We start from the raw sequence: 14,476 nt of genomic DNA, 5'->3' as shown, positions 1-14,476 counted from the left end.
CTAGCAGCCGCCGCAGTTGTAGTAGAGGACGTCCCAGTGGTTGCCCTCGTCCGCGTAGATGTTGCCCGAGCCCGACTTGTACTGGAGGGCTCCGTCGCCGCGCGGGCCGATGTAGGTGAACGTGTTCTTGATGTAGTTCGTGACGCAGGTGCTCTTGGCGTAGTCGAGCTTGTAGCCGTTCCAGTGGCTGTACGTGCCGCTCGCGTGGCCCGTCTCGGTGCCGCCGGTGATGTTGAGGGCGCAGCCGGTGGCGCTCTTCAGGGTCTGGGCGCCCTGCGCGGTCGCGAGGTTGAGCTGCGTGAAGGACGTACAGGTGGGGTTGTTGCGGTCCGAGCAGCCGCCGGAGGAGGACCAGGTGATGCCGGACTGGCTGAACATCGAGGTCGCGGTGGCGTGGCTGATCTTGGTGACCGCGACGGCCTCGGGAGCCGCGGTGGCGCTCGCCGCGCCGCCGAGCACGACGGCGGCCGGGGCGGCGACGAGGACGAGGGCGGTCAGGGCGGAACGGAAATTCATGGGGAGCCTTCCTGCGGATGACCGTGCTGGCTGTGGGGGTGGGCGAACGGCTGTGCAGGTGGAGCAAGGCGATGGTGCCCGAGGTCTACACGTGTCCACCAGGGGGCCGAGGAATGACCTTAGGAGTAGACCAATGACAACCGGGTGCAACCGGGGCAACACGCCGTGCTCACGGTTGAAACCCGTAGGGAATAGGTCTATGGTCGCCGTAGTTGAACATTAAACAGCTTCGGCGCGGAGCCGGGGCTCGTCCCCCAAGGAGTCAGTCATGGGCATCTTCGGCCGCAAGGACACCGACACCACCACCGCGGCGCCCGCCGCCGTCAGTCCCGACCTCGCCGCCCTCACCGGCGACTACACCATCGACCCGGCCCACTCGACGATCGGTTTCGTCGCGCGCCACGCCATGGTGACGAACGTCAAGGGCGGCTTCTCGGAGTTCACCGGCAGCCTGCACCTGGACGGCGGCAACCCGGCTCTCTCGACGGCGACCATCGACGTCACGATGGACAGCATCAGCACCGGTTCCGCCGACCGTGACGGTCACCTGAAGAGCGCGGACTTCTTCAAGACGGAGGAGTTCCCCACGATGACCTTCCGCTCCACCTCGGCGGAGGCCCTCGGCGGCGACGACTACCGCGTCACCGGTGACCTGACGATCCTCGGCACCACCAAGCCGCTCTCCATCGACCTGGAGTTCAACGGCGCCGCGAAGGACCCGTTCGGCAACGAGCGCGTCGGCTTCGAGGGCAAGGCGGAGATCCTGCGCTCCGAGTGGGGCATCACCTGGAACGCGGCGCTGGAGACCGGCGGCGTGCTCGTCTCCGACAAGATCAAGCTGACCTTCGACATCTCGGCCATCAGGAACGCCGCCTGAGCCGAGCCGTGCACCGGCCGGTGCGGACACCGGCCCGGTGCGCCGTGCGAGCACGCCCGTCCTCCGACTCCCCGCGAGCGGAAGGCGGGCGCTCGGCGTTCCGGGCGGGCGGACGGTCCGGGCGGGCAGACAGTCCGAGGGGCCGGGCCCCGTCCTGTCCCGGACGGGGGCGCACTGCGGATATCCCGGTGCGGGCCCCGTGGGCCGGGCGCTAGATTCCGGGCATGACCTGGCTGCCCGCTGACTTCACCCATCCCCTGCGCGTCGACGTTCCCGGCGGGTGTCACCTCCGGCCGATCTCCGGGGCGGACGCAGCGATCGACTACCCGGCGGTGATGGGGTCGCGGGAACGGCTGTGGTCGATCTTCGGGGACGCCTGGGGCTGGCCCGCCGCCACGATGACGTACGAGGCCAACCTCGCGGACCTGGAACGGCACGCGGCCGAGATCGAGGCGCACGAGTCCTTCAACTACGTGCTGTTCGACGAGGCGGAGACCACCGAGTACGGCTGCGTCTACATCGACCCGCCGGAGAAGGCCGGCGCCGACGCCGAGATCTCCTGGTGGGTCGTCGACGACCGGGCGGGGACCCCGCTGGAGCGGGACCTGGACGCGTTCGTACCGCGCTGGATCGCCGGGGCGTGGCCCTTCGAGCGGCCGCGGTTCATCGGCCGGGACCTGTCGTGGAAGGAATGGCTGTCCCTGCCGGACCGGACCTGACGACACCGCGGACCTGACGACGCCCCGAAGCTGACGACGTCCCGAACCCGACGGCAGCCCGGGTGACCGGATAGGAACGGCTGGTTCTCACCCCTTGTGGCGGCGCTCACAGCGTTCCCATAATCCCTCAACAGAAATTGACCGGCTCATGCCAGGAACCGCGTCACTTTTTCCGGTCTGATTGGCATGCGCCTGTCACTTCCACCCCCCACGGAAGGCATCCCGGTGAAGAACCTCCTCAAGACGCTCAAGAGATGCGCGGTGGCGGGCGCCGCCGCCCTCGCGGTCATCAGCCTCCAGCCCGTCTCCCCCGCACAGGCGGCCCCCGCGCCCGTCGTCGGCGGGACCCGGGCCGCGCAGGGCGAGTTCCCCTTCATGGTCCGGCTCTCCATGGGCTGTGGCGGCGCGCTCTACACCCAGCAGATCGTGCTGACCGCCGCGCACTGTGTGGGCGCCACCGGCAACAACACGGGCATCACCGCCACCGCAGGCGTCGTGGACCTCCAGTCCACCAGCGGCCGGGTGCAGGTCAGGTCCACCAAGGTGTACCGGGCCCCCGGCTACAACGGCAACGGCAAGGACTGGGCGCTCATCAAGCTCGCCCAGCCCATCAACCTGCCCACGCTGAAGATCGCGACGACCACCGCGTACAACTCCGGCACCTTCACCGTCGCCGGCTGGGGTTCGGCCAGCGAGGGCGGCGCCCAGCAGCGCTACATGCTCAAGGCCAACGTGCCGTTCATCAGCGACGCCACCTGCCGCACCTACAGCGGGTACAGCGGCCTGGTCGCGAGCGACGAGATCTGCGCCGGCTACGCCGCCGGCGGTGTGGACACCTGCCAGGGCGACTCCGGCGGCCCGATGTTCCGCAAGGACGACGCCGGTGCCTGGATCCAGGTCGGCATCGTCAGCTGGGGCATAGGCTGCGCCCGCGCGAACGCCCCCGGCGTCTACAGCGAGGTCTCGACCTTCTCCTCCGCCATCGCCTCGGCGGCGGCCACTCTCTGATCTCCCCCGCACGCGGTCCGCGGTGACACCGCCCGCGGGCCCGGCGCCCTGTCGCGCCGGGCCCGCGGGCGTACCCGTCCGGGGGTTCCGGTGACGGGCGGGTGCCTCAGAAACCCCCGCCGAAGTCGCCGCCGCCTCCGCCCCCGCCGAAGTCGCCGCCTCCCCCGCCGCCCCCGAAGTCCCCGCCGCCGAACCCTCCGCCGAAGTCGTCGGAGTCGAAGTCGGCGCCGGACACGTCCCCGCCCTCGTACCCGCCGCCTCCGCCCACGTCCCCGTACCCGGCCGCGTAGGCCGGTCCGGTCATCATCGAGCCGAGCATCGTGCCGACGAGCAGGCCGGGCAGGATGCCCCCGCCGAAGTAGCCGCCCGCCCAGGGCCCGTACGCCGGGCCCGCGTCCCAGTAGGGCCGCCGCCCGTACTCCGTGTCGACCTCGCGCACGGCGGGGTCGGTGCCCTCGGCGAGCCGCACCCGGTCGGCGGCGCAGACGGGCACCTCGCGGGGTGCCCCGCCGGCCGGCGTCCAGGCGGCGTCGGCGACGGAGGGTCCGTGGCGCGGGTCGAAGAAGCAGGGCGCCCGGCGCTCGGGAAGGGGCCGGCCCTCGCGGCGCGCGGCCAGCACGGCGAGCGAGAAGCGGCCGTCCTCCAGGGCCTGGGTCACCGCGCGCACGTCCTCGGGGCGGGTGGCCGCGGCCATGAAGGACTTCGCCTTGTCGTACGAGTCGAGAGCGCGCTCGTAGTCGGCGCGCATCGCGTCGTCCGCGCCGGCCTCCGCGGGGTGGAAGTCGAGCCGGTCGAGTTCCTCGCCGAAGGCGGTGATGTCCTCGTCCACGACGACGCGCAGCCGCTCCAGCGCCGCCCGCTGCTCCGCCTCCCGCCGGCGGCGGTTGCGCCGCACCAGGGCGTAGGCGCCGGCGCCGCCCACCACGACCACCGCGCCCGCGCCGATCAGGGCACCCGTGTCGACGGCGCCACCGCCGCCGTCCCAGCCGCTGGGCGCGGAGCCGCCGATGTTGACGAGGGCCCGGTCGGTGAAGTGGTCCAGCTGGGTCTTCGCGTCCTCGCCCCGGACGCTGGTCACCAGGTTGCGCACGGCGGCGTCCGGCAGGACGGAGGAGTCGGCGCGCGCGTCGAACCGGGTACCGAGCCGGATCGCGTACAGGCCCGTGATGCCGGTGTCGGTGCGCAGGTCCTGGAAGAGGTTCTCCGTGGGGAAGTCCCCGGGGAGAACGGCGACGAACACCGGCTTGTCCGCCTTCTCGATCTTCGCGGCCAGGGCATCGGCGTCGGCGTCGGACAGCACCCGGGTCATGGACGGATCGACGTACACGGGACGCTCGCGCAGCGCGTCCGCGACGACCGAGACGTCCGTGGCGGCCCGGGCCTCCGAAGCCCCGGCACCGGCCACCGCCGTCCCGGCGAACACCATCAGCAGAACGGCCAGCCCTCGTACAAGTACGCCTTTCATACCTCGAAGCTACTCCCAGCCCTCGCCTTTCGGCGGGTGGCCAGGTCCGCCGGCCTGCTTCTGGGGCGCGAGGCTGTATGACGCGGGGGCGCGACCAGCCCCCACCGGGCCGCGGACACATGACGTCCAGGGCCCGGTGGGCGGCCGGTCAGGCCGCCGCGTAGGCAGCCGTCAGTTTCTCCACCGCCCGCGCGTACTTGCCCGTGAGCAGCAGGTGATCGGCGTCGGCGAACGGCTTCGCGACCGCCGCCGTGATGTCCTGTCCGACCTTCTGCTGGACGAGCAGCCTCGCCTTGCCGACGATCACGCGTCCCGCCTCCTCGGACCCGGCCCGCTCGGCGAGCGCGGCCGCGACGGCGAGGGCCTTGAGCGTGGCCTTGCCGCCTTCCGGCACCTTGGTGAGCGTGGTCAGCCCCCACCCGTACGGGAACTGCGGGTCGTACGAGGCGTCACCGACGTTGATCGGCAGCTGCGCCTCGGACTTCGGCCAGGTCACGGGGAGCTGCCCGGTGAAGGCCCGCTTCCCGTAGAGCACGTCCGCGACCCCGTCGCCCTCGGTGCCCGGCAGCCAGGACGCGACGAGCGCGTCGATGTCGCCGAGCTGGTCACCGATCAGCTGCGGCCGCCCCGAGACGACCAGGACCGCGCACTTCATGGCACCGCACACCGTGTCGACGGCGGCCCGGTCGGCGGCCGAGAGGGCCAGGTCGTGTCCGTTGCCCACATCACCGATGCCTTCCGCGTACGGGGTCTCACCGACGACCACGACACCCACGTCGTGTCCGCCGGTCGGCGCCGACGCGTCCTTCGAGTACGTGACCGCGCTCCCGGCCTTCTTCATGCCCTCCAGGATCGTCGTCCCGTCGGTGATGTCCCCGGACGAGCCCTGCCAGGTGATGGTCCAGCCACCGCTCTGGTTGCCGATGTCGTCGGCGTTGGACCCGGCGACGTACACCTTCTGCGACTTCCTCAGCGGCAGCACCCCGCCGGCGTTCTTCAGCAGGACCTGCGACTCGGCGGCGGCCTTGCGGGCCACGGCCCGGTGCTCGGCCGAGCCGATCTTCGAGGCCCCGCTCGTGTCGGCGTACGGCTTCTCGAAGAGGCCCAGCTTGAACTTCTGCGTGAGGATGCGCGAGACGGCGTCGTCGATCCGCTTCTCGCTGACGCGTCCGGCCCGCACCTCGTCGAGGAGCGTCGCGTGGAAGTCCTTGTACGCGTACGGGACCATGATCATGTCGAGGCCCGCGTTGATGGACGTACGGACGTCGCTCGCGTAGTCGCCCGGGATCTGGTCGATGGCCTGCCAGTCGCTGATGACGAAGCCGTCGAAGCCCATACGGCCCTTGAGGACGCCGTTGAGCATCGCCGCGTTCGCGTGCATCTTCACCGGGCCCTCGGAGTCGCCGAGGATGTCCAGCGAGGAGTACGAGGGCATGAACGTGCCGACACCCCGGTCCACGGCGTCCTGGTACTGAGCCAGGTGCACGGCCTCCAGCTGCTGCCGGGTGACCTTGGTGACGCCCTGGTCGATCGTGTACGAGCCGGTCGTGGACGAGCCGAACTCCGTGCCGCCGTCACCGACGAAGTGCTTGGCGGTGGCGAGGACCTTGTCGTCGCGCTTCAGGTCCTTGCCGCTCGCCGCTCCCTGGAGGCCCTGGATGACGGTCTCCATGGACTCGACCAGGGCCGGGTCCTCGCCGAACGCCTCGTACGTCCGGCCCCAGCGCTCGTCGCGCGCCACGCACAGGCAGGGCGCGAAGTCCCACGGGATGCCGGTGGCCCGGACCTCGGCGGCGGTGACCTTTCCGGCGTCGTACGCGACCTGGGGGTCACGCGTGGCGCCGATGCCGATGTTGTGCGGCAGGATCGTGGCGCCCACGAGGTTGTTGTGGCCGTGCACCGCGTCCACGCCGTAGATGAGCGGGATCTGGAAGCGGGTGGCCTGCGCCCGGAGCTGGAAGCCGTCGATCATCTTCGCCCATGCCTCGGGCGTGTTCGGGGTCGGCGTGGAGCCGCCGCCGGAGAGCAGCGAGCCGAGGTCGTACGCGGCGATGTCGGCCGGCGCGGTGAGCGCCCCGCGCTCGGCCTGGGTCATCTGGCCGGCCTTCTCCGCGGGGGACAGCCGGGAGAGCAGGTCGGCGACCCGCTTCTGCACCGGCAGTTTCGCGTCGAGGTACGGGAGTCCGTGGGCGTCGATGACGACCTGCGGGTTCTCGGCGGGCGCCTTGGCGCCGGTGACCGTCAGCTTCAGCGGGACGGTCTCGGCGTTCTCGCCCGCCCTGTCGCGCAGGGTCGCCACCGTGACGGTCCGCGAGGTGCCGGAGGCCGTGCCGGCCGGGAAGGTCACCTCGCCCTTGACCGGCGTGTAGTCCTTGCCGGACTCGCCGGTGCCACCGGCCGTCTCGTAGGCGACGGTGACCGGCTCCTCGATCGGCGCGGAACCGGTGGTGGCGACCGTGACCTTCACGGCGGCCGAGCGGCCCTCCTTCACCGGGTGGACGGCGGCGTCGGTGACGACGTTGGCCCGCAGCGCCTGGTCGGCCCTGCCGTACAGCTCCACGCCGTCCATGGCGAACCGGTCCTGGACGCCGACCGGGAGGGTGAGCGCGTACCCCCACATCTCGGTGAGGCCGAGGACCTGGTCGATGCCGCCGACGGGCTGGTAGTCCGTGCGGTAGGTGAAGTCGGTGAAGGGGATCTCCAGCTGCTTCCAGCCGGTGAAGTCGTCGGTGAAGGAGGTCGTCCACAGCTCGGACGCCTCGCCGTTGGCGCCGCCGTCCTTGAGCTCGAAGTTGACCTTCTTGCCGTTGTTCCGGCCGTCCCACCAGAAGCGGATGCCCTTGCTCGCCGACCAGTCGTGGGCCGGCTCGGCGAAGGCGAAGTCGTGCGTGAATCCCCCGTAGCCGCTGATCTCGTACGTGCCGGCGAGGACCTTGTCGCCCTGTGGGGCGTCGTCGCGGGCGGCGAGTTCCAGCGTGGGCGGGTCGTCCGTGTCGCTGCCCCAGGTGAAGATCCCCTCGGCGGGCGGGTTCGCGAACGGGATCTCGCCCTCGAAGTTGTCGACGGGCACGGGGGCGGGTTCGTCCGCTCCGGAAGCCGGCCCTGCTGCCGCGAACGGCAGCAGACCGGTCAGCAGGGCGGCGGAGACGAGCAGGGCGGTTCTTCGCATGGACCTTCCCTCGGCACTCGTGGAGCGGTGATGACGTGACCTGACACGACACCTCGTACGGCTTAAATCACGCCGTGAGTTAACTCATGCACCGCCGTGCCGTCAAGACTTCACACCAAAGCCGGTACAGAGCGAAGTCCCGGCCGGATCAGGGCCGTTGCCCGTTCGGAAACTGAACGCCCACCCTCTTGACGCGGACCCGCAGCCGTCATTTACTCACGCCTCGCACGCCCCCATCCCCCCACCTCCAGAAGGGCGGCGCACCATGGTTGTCCCCAGAAGACCCCTCCGGGTGGCCCGGTTCCTCCTCGCCGGGCTGCTCACGACGGCCGGTCTGAGCACCGTCGGCGCCCCGCCGGCGCAGGCCGCGGGCGAGCAGGTCACGGCCTGGTTGACCACGACGGACGACGCGGGCGGCCGGCACGTCGTGCGGGGCCTGCAGGCGCAGACCCCGTTCGCGTTCCAGGCAGGCAGCGGTGGCGGCGGCGAGAACATCACGGTCGACGAGAACACCCGCTACCAGACCTTCTCCGGCGGCGGCGCCTCGTTCACGGACACCGCGGCCTGGCTGATGGACGGCAGCGGCGCCCTCTCCCAGGCGACCCGGGACGCGACCATGCGCAAGCTGTTCTCGCCGACCGACGGCATCGGCCTGTCCTTCGTCCGCAACCCGATGGGCGGCTCCGACCTGGCGCGCTTCGGCTACACGTACGACGACGTGCCGGCCGGGCAGAGCGACCCGGACCTGTCCGAGTTCTCGATCGCGCACGACCTCCAGGACGTCCTGCCGCTGACCCGGCAGGCCAGACAGCTCAACCCGGCCCTCACCCTGGTGGCCTCGCCGTGGACCGCGCCCGCCTGGATGAAGGACAACGGGCAGCTCAACGGCGGCTGGCTGAAGGCCGAGAACTACGGGACGTACGCGAACTACTTCGTGAAGTACCTCCAGGCGTGGCGCGACCAGGGCGTCCCCGTCGACTACGTCACCGCCCAGAACGAGCCGACCTGCTGCGCCGGTTACCCCTCCATGAGCTGGAACGGCTCCGGCCTCGCGTACTTCACCAAGAACGAGCTGCTGCCCAAGCTGCAGGGCGCGGGCCTGTCCACGAAGGTGCTGGCCCACGACTGGAACTGGGACACGTACGACGCGTACGCCGCCCAGACGGTCGACGACGCGGCGGTCCGCTCGCACCCGAACTTCGGCGGGATCGCCTGGCACGGCTACGGCGGTGACGTCGCCAAGCAGACGTCCGTGCACAACCAGTACCCGCAGCTGGACGCCTTCGGCACCGAGCACTCCGGTGGCACCTGGATCGCCAACCAGCAGCGGGAGGACATGCACAACATCATCGACTACACCCGCAACTGGGCGAAGTCGGTCACCAAGTGGTCGCTGGCCGTGGACCAGAACCGCGGTCCGCACAACGGCGGCTGCGGCACCTGCGACGGGCTGGTCACCGTGCACAACGGGGACTCCCGGCACGGGCAGGTCGACTACACGGTCGAGTACTACACGATGGGCCACCTGACGAAGTTCGTCCGGCCCGGCGCGCACCGCATCGCCTCCACGGCGAGTTCGTCGGTGCCGAACGTGGCGTGGCGCAACCCGGACGGGTCGAAGGCGCTGATCGCGTACAACGAGGCGTCCGCCGCCAAGACCGTGACGGTCAACTGGGGCTCGCAGCACGCCACCTACTCGCTCCCCGGCAAGACGTCGGCGACCTTCACCTGGTCCGGTACGCAGTCGGGCGGCGGGGAGCGGTCGGGGGCGTTCGTCGGTCTCGCGGGCAAGTGCCTGGACGTGGCGGGCGGTTCGTCGGCCAACGGGTCCGCCGTGCAGCTGTACGACTGCAACGGGTCCGCGGCGCAGAGCTGGACGGTCGCGGCGGACGGGTCCGTGCGGGCCCTCGGCAAGTGCCTCGACGTCACCTCCGCGTCGGTGTCCGACGGGGCGAAGGTGCAGCTCTACGACTGCAACGGGTCGGGGGCGCAGCGGTGGTCGTACAACGCCTCGACCGGTGACGTGGTGAACACGGCCGCGAACAAGTGCCTGGACGTGAGTGACAACTCGTCGGCGAACGGGGCGCGGGCGCAGATCTGGTCCTGCACGGGGGCGGCCAACCAGAAGTGGCAGCTGAGGTAGGGGGTTCCTGTTTCGGGGGCCAGCCCCCGAACCCCCGGTCCTCAAACGCCGGACGGGCTGAAGAACTCAGCCCGTCCGGCGTTTGAGGACAAAGGGGGTCTGGGGCGCAGCCCCAGGGTCGGGTCGGGAAGGGGCGGCGGGGGCGAGAAAACCCCTCGGTGGCTACGCCGCCGGCTCGACCCCGGCCCGCAGCAGGCCGTACGTGTACGCATCCTCCAGCGCCTGCCACGACGCCGCGATCACGTTCTCGGCGACCCCCACCGTCGACCACTCCCCCGCCCCGTCCGACGTCGAGATGAGCACCCGCGTCGTGGACTGCGTCCCGTGCTTGCCCTCCAGGATGCGGACCTTGTAGTCGACCAGCTCCAGCTTGGCGAGCTGCGGGTACAGCTTCTCCAGGGCGACCCGCAGCGCCCGGTCGAGCGCGTTGACCGGCCCGTTGCCCTCGGCCGTGGCGACGATCCGCTCCCCCTTGGCGTACAGCTTGACCGTGGCCTCGTTGGCGTGGCTCCCGTCGGGCCGGTCCTCGACGATGGCCCGCCAGGACTCCACGTCGAAGTACGTGCGCGCCCTCCCCTCGGCCTCCTCCCGCAGCAGCAGTTCGAAGGAGGCGTCCGCGGCCTCGTACGTGTAGCCCTTGAGCTCGCGCTCCTTGACCCGGTCCACGACCCGCCCGATCAGCTCCCGGTCGCCGCCGAGATCGACGCCGAGCTCCTTGCCCTTGAGCTCGATGGAGGCGCGGCCCGCCATGTCGGAGACGAGCATCCGCATGGTGTTGCCGACCTGCTCGGGGTCGATGTGCTGGTACAGGTCCGGGTCGACCTTGATGGCCGAGGCGTGCAGGCCGGCCTTGTGGGCGAAGGCCGAGACACCGACGTACGGCTGGTGCGTGGACGGGGTGAGGTTCACGACCTCGGCGATGGCGTGCGAGATGCGGGTCATCTCGGACAGCGCGCCCGCGGGCAGGACCTTCTTGCCGTACTTGAGCTCCAGGGCGGCGACCACGGGGAAGAGATTGGAGTTGCCGACGCGCTCGCCGTAGCCGTTCGCCGTGCACTGGACGTGGGTCGCGCCCGCGTCCACGGCGGCGAGGGTGTTGGCGACGGCGCAGCCGGTGTCGTCCTGTGCGTGGATGCCGAGGCGTGCCCCGGTGTCGGCGAGGACGGTGGCGACGACGGCTTGGACCTGCGCGGGCAGCATGCCGCCGTTGGTGTCGCACAGGACGACGACGTCGGCGCCGGCCTCGGAGGCGGCCCGGACGACGGCCTTCGCGTACTGCGGGTTGGCCCGGTAGCCGTCGAAGAAGTGCTCGCAGTCGACGAAGACGCGGCGGCCCTGCGCACGGAGGTACGAGACGGTGTCGCGGACCATCTCCAGGTTCTCGTCGAGGGTGGTGCGCAGCGCCAGTTCGACGTGCCGGTCGTGGGACTTGGCGACGAGGGTGACGACGGGTGCGCCGGAGGCCACGAGTGCCTTGACCTGCGGGTCCTCGCTCGCCCTGCCGCCTGCGCGCCGAGTGGCCCCGAAGGCGACGAGCTCGGCGTGCTTGAAGTCGATCTCCTGCTGGGCGCGGGCGAAGAACTCGGTGTCGCGCGGGTTCGCGCCCGGCCAGCCGCCCTCGATGAAGCCCACGCCGAAGTCGTCCAGGTGCCGTGCGATGGCCAGCTTGTCCGCGACGGTGAGGTTGATGCCCTCCCGCTGCGCGCCGTCGCGCAGGGTGGTGTCGAAGACGTGGAACGAATCGTCGAGCTCGCTGGTGTCGGTCATGGTGTCAAGGCTCCTGAGGATCAGATCTCGGTCGGTACCGGAATGACCGGCTCCACCGTCCCCACATGGTCCCTCGCGCTCTCGCCTCCGGCTGAGGGTGGGCCAGAAAAGCGAAAAACCCCTCGCGGGTGCGAGAGGTCTGCGCGCGGGTCGAGACGACGGTGTCCACCCGTACCTGGTCGTACGTGGTGGTCACTGCGGACCGGCGCGCCTGCTGCCAATAATCATGGCGAACGAGAGCACGGAGGCAGTCTGGCACAGACCTCCTCCGCGCTCACCGTCCGTCTCAGGATGCGAGCACTCGGTCCATCACCGCAGATGGCGGACGAACACGCGGGCGCTGTCCATGCGGCGGGTGGGGGCGGGCCGTCAGCCCAGGTTGTGCATCCAGGCGTGCTTGTCCTCGGCGATGCCCCGCTGGATGTCCAGGAGTGCCTCGCGGAGCTTCATCGTGACCTCGCCGGGACGGCCTCCGCTCTGCTGCCACTCGCCGGTGTTGCTCTTGACGGTGCCGACGGGGGTGATGACGGCCGCGGTGCCGCAGGCGAAGACCTCGGTGAGGGTGCCGTTCTCCGCGTCGCGCTTCCACTGCTCGCTGGAGACGCGGGCCTGCTCGGACCCGTAGCCGAGGTCACGCGCGACGGTGAGGAGCGAGTCGCGGGTGACGCCCTCCAGGATGGACCCGCTGAGGGTGGGCGTGACGATCCGGTCCCCGTACACGAAGTACAGGTTCATGCCGCCCAGTTCCTCGACCCACTTGTGCTCGACGGCGTCGAGGTAGCAGACCTGGTCGCAGCCCTTCGCGGCGGCCTCGGCCTGGGCGAGCAGGGACGCCGCGTAGTTGCCGCCGGTCTTCGCGTCGCCCATGCCGCCCGGGACGGCGCGCACGCGGTCCTCGGAGAGCCAGATGGAGACGGGCTGCACGCCGCCCGGGAAGTAGGCGCCGGCGGGGGACGCGATGACGATGAAGAGGTACTCGTTCGCGGGCTTCACGCCCAGGCCGACCTCGGTCGCGATCATGAACGGGCGCAGGTAGAGCGACTCCTCGCCGCCGTGCGCCGGCACCCACGCCTTGTCCTGCCGGACCAGCGCGTCGCATGCCTCGACGAAGGTCTCGACGGGCAGCTCGGGCATCGCGAGGCGCCGGGCGGACGCCTGGAAGCGCAGGGCGTTGCGGTCCGGGCGGAACGTGGCGACGGAGCCGTCCGGCTGCCGGTACGCCTTGAGTCCCTCGAAGATCTCCTGCGCGTAGTGCAGGACGTTGGTCGCCGGGTCGAGGGAGAGCGGACCGTACGGCGTGAGCTGGCCGTCGTGCCAGCCGCGGCCCTCGGTCCACTTGATCGTCACCATGTGGTCGGTGAAGTGGCGGCCGAATCCGGGGCCGGTCAGGATCGCCTCGCGCTCCGCCGCGGACAGCGGGGACGAGGAGGGCTTGAGCTCGATCGTGGGCGTCGTCATGAGTGGTTGTCCTTCACCGGTTGTGTGTGACGGGCCGCGCTCACGCCTCTACTGCCAGTGGCCAGTGTTAGGACGTCCGAGCATTCCCTCATTCGGCGGCTCCGCGTTCGATTATCGCGCGAGGTGAGCCGAGTGGGGGCACCACCCATGCCCAGGAGGCCATGGGGGCGAAACGGTGTGAATGCGGCCCAGGATTGATGGTGGCACCCGGCGAGGCATACGAAAAGCCGCCGGGTGCGGATGCGACCCGGCGGCTTGGGTGGTACCGGCGGGTCAGCCGGATACTCGGGCGGCGAGCGCGTCGCCGATCTCCTCGGTCGTACGGGTCGTGGTGCCGCGCTCCGCGAGGTCGGCGGAGACGGCGTCCTCGATGCGGGCGGCCTCGCTCTCGTGGCCGAGGTGACGCAGCAGAAGGGCGACGGACAGCACGGTGGCGCTGGGGTCGGCCTTGCCCTGGCCGGCGATGTCCGGGGCCGAGCCGTGCACCGGCTCGAACATGGACGGGAACTCGCCGCTCGGGTTGATGTTGCCGGAGGCGGCGACGCCGATGCCGCCGGAGACGGCCGCGGCGAGGTCGGTGATGATGTCGCCGAAGAGGTTGTCGGTGACGATCACGTCGAACCGGGCCGGGTCCGTGACGAGGTAGATCGTCGCGGCGTCCACGTGGATGTAGTCCGTGGTGACCTCGGGGAACTCCTCGGCCACCTTGTGGAAGGTGTTCGTCCACAGGTGGCCCGCGAAGGTCAGCACGTTGTTCTTGTGGACCAGCGTGAGCTTCTTGCGCGGGCGGGCCTGCGCACGGGCGAAGGCGTCGCGCACGACACGCTCGACGCCGAAGGCCGTGTTCACGGAGACCTCGGTGGCGATCTCGTGCGGGGTGCCCTTGCGGATCGTGCCGCCGTTGCCGGTGTACGGGCCCTCGGTGCCCTCGCGGACGACGACGAAGTCGATCTCCGGCTGGCCCGCGAGCGGGGTGGCCACGCCGGGGAGGAGCTTCGACGGACGCAGGTTGACGTGGTGGTCGAAGGCGAAGCGGAGCTTGAGCAGGAAGCCGCGCTCCAGGACACCGGACGGGACCGACGGGTCACCGATCGCGCCGAGCAGGATCGCGTCGTGCTGCTTCAGGGCGTCCAGGTCGGCGTCGGTGAGGGTCTCACCGGTCGCGTGGTAGCGCCGGGCGCCGAAGTCGTACTCCTTGGTCTCCAGCTTCACATCCTGCGGGAGGACGGCCGAGAGGACCTTGAGACCTTGGGCCACGACTTCCTGGCCGATGCCGTCACCGGGGATCACTGCGAGATCGAGGCTGCGAGACATGTCGGCACCCTACTCCTCGTCCCACGGGATGACACGGGAT

At 70.6% G+C, this 14,476-nt stretch carries 10 protein-coding genes; 4 read left to right on the top strand and 6 right to left on the bottom strand.

Annotated features, from left to right (window positions below; genetic code table 11):
- The gene (locus ACFYXC_RS24015) at positions 1–516 is read right to left on the bottom strand and encodes a hypothetical protein (protein ID WP_389553998.1); all 516 of its coding nucleotides are present in this window, start codon (positions 514–516) and stop codon (positions 1–3) included.
- A gap of 268 nt (positions 517–784) precedes the next feature.
- On the opposite strand from ACFYXC_RS24015, the gene ACFYXC_RS24010 reads away from it, so the two are divergent.
- The 3 genes from ACFYXC_RS24010 to ACFYXC_RS24000 all read left to right on the top strand — a co-directional run bounded on the left by ACFYXC_RS24010 (position 785) and on the right by ACFYXC_RS24000 (position 3,120).
- Positions 785–1,393 carry a YceI family protein gene (locus tag ACFYXC_RS24010; protein ID WP_388911112.1) on the top strand — a complete coding sequence of 203 codons (609 nt, stop codon included), beginning with the start codon at positions 785–787 and terminating at the stop codon, positions 1,391–1,393.
- 224 nt (positions 1,394–1,617) lie between these two features.
- Entirely contained in the window at positions 1,618–2,112 is a 495-nt protein-coding gene (locus tag ACFYXC_RS24005) for an N-acetyltransferase (RefSeq protein WP_389553997.1), read from the top strand.
- 225 nt (positions 2,113–2,337) lie between these two features.
- Complete coding sequence (locus ACFYXC_RS24000) at positions 2,338–3,120, top strand: serine protease (protein ID WP_388911106.1); 783 nt, start codon at positions 2,338–2,340, stop codon at positions 3,118–3,120.
- Between the two features lie 106 nt (positions 3,121–3,226).
- Here ACFYXC_RS24000 and ACFYXC_RS23995 read toward each other — a convergent pair whose 3' ends face one another.
- Together ACFYXC_RS23995 and ACFYXC_RS23990 are read right to left on the bottom strand one after the other, a co-directional pair.
- Positions 3,227–4,585 (bottom strand): hypothetical protein, encoded by a 1,359-nt coding sequence (locus ACFYXC_RS23995; RefSeq protein ID WP_389553996.1) that lies wholly within the window; start codon positions 4,583–4,585, stop codon positions 3,227–3,229.
- A gap of 148 nt (positions 4,586–4,733) precedes the next feature.
- The gene (locus ACFYXC_RS23990) at positions 4,734–7,754 is read right to left on the bottom strand and encodes a glycoside hydrolase family 3 N-terminal domain-containing protein (RefSeq protein WP_389553995.1); all 3,021 of its coding nucleotides are present in this window, start codon (positions 7,752–7,754) and stop codon (positions 4,734–4,736) included.
- Between the two features lie 265 nt (positions 7,755–8,019).
- On the opposite strand from ACFYXC_RS23990, the gene ACFYXC_RS23985 reads away from it, so the two are divergent.
- Positions 8,020–9,897 (top strand): ricin-type beta-trefoil lectin domain protein, encoded by a 1,878-nt coding sequence (locus ACFYXC_RS23985; RefSeq protein ID WP_389553994.1) that lies wholly within the window; start codon positions 8,020–8,022, stop codon positions 9,895–9,897.
- 162 nt (positions 9,898–10,059) lie between these two features.
- Here ACFYXC_RS23985 and cimA read toward each other — a convergent pair whose 3' ends face one another.
- The 3 genes from cimA to ACFYXC_RS23970 all read right to left on the bottom strand — a co-directional run bounded on the left by cimA (position 10,060) and on the right by ACFYXC_RS23970 (position 14,436).
- Positions 10,060–11,664 (bottom strand): citramalate synthase, encoded by a 1,605-nt coding sequence (gene cimA, locus ACFYXC_RS23980; protein WP_389553993.1) that lies wholly within the window; start codon positions 11,662–11,664, stop codon positions 10,060–10,062.
- 369 nt (positions 11,665–12,033) lie between these two features.
- Positions 12,034–13,122 carry a branched-chain amino acid aminotransferase gene (locus tag ACFYXC_RS23975; RefSeq protein WP_388911090.1) on the bottom strand — a complete coding sequence of 363 codons (1,089 nt, stop codon included), beginning with the start codon at positions 13,120–13,122 and terminating at the stop codon, positions 12,034–12,036.
- Positions 13,123–13,395: 273 nt separating this feature from the next.
- Positions 13,396–14,436 (bottom strand): 3-isopropylmalate dehydrogenase, encoded by a 1,041-nt coding sequence (locus tag ACFYXC_RS23970; RefSeq protein WP_389553992.1) that lies wholly within the window; start codon positions 14,434–14,436, stop codon positions 13,396–13,398.
- Between the last annotated feature and the right edge of the window lie 40 nt (positions 14,437–14,476).

The sequence above is a fragment of the Streptomyces sp. NPDC002701 genome (assembly GCF_042889045.1).
Classification (GTDB): domain Bacteria; phylum Actinomycetota; class Actinomycetes; order Streptomycetales; family Streptomycetaceae; genus Streptomyces.
Note: the sequence above shows the minus strand (reverse complement) of the source record. Positions and strands in the feature narration are given on the sequence as shown.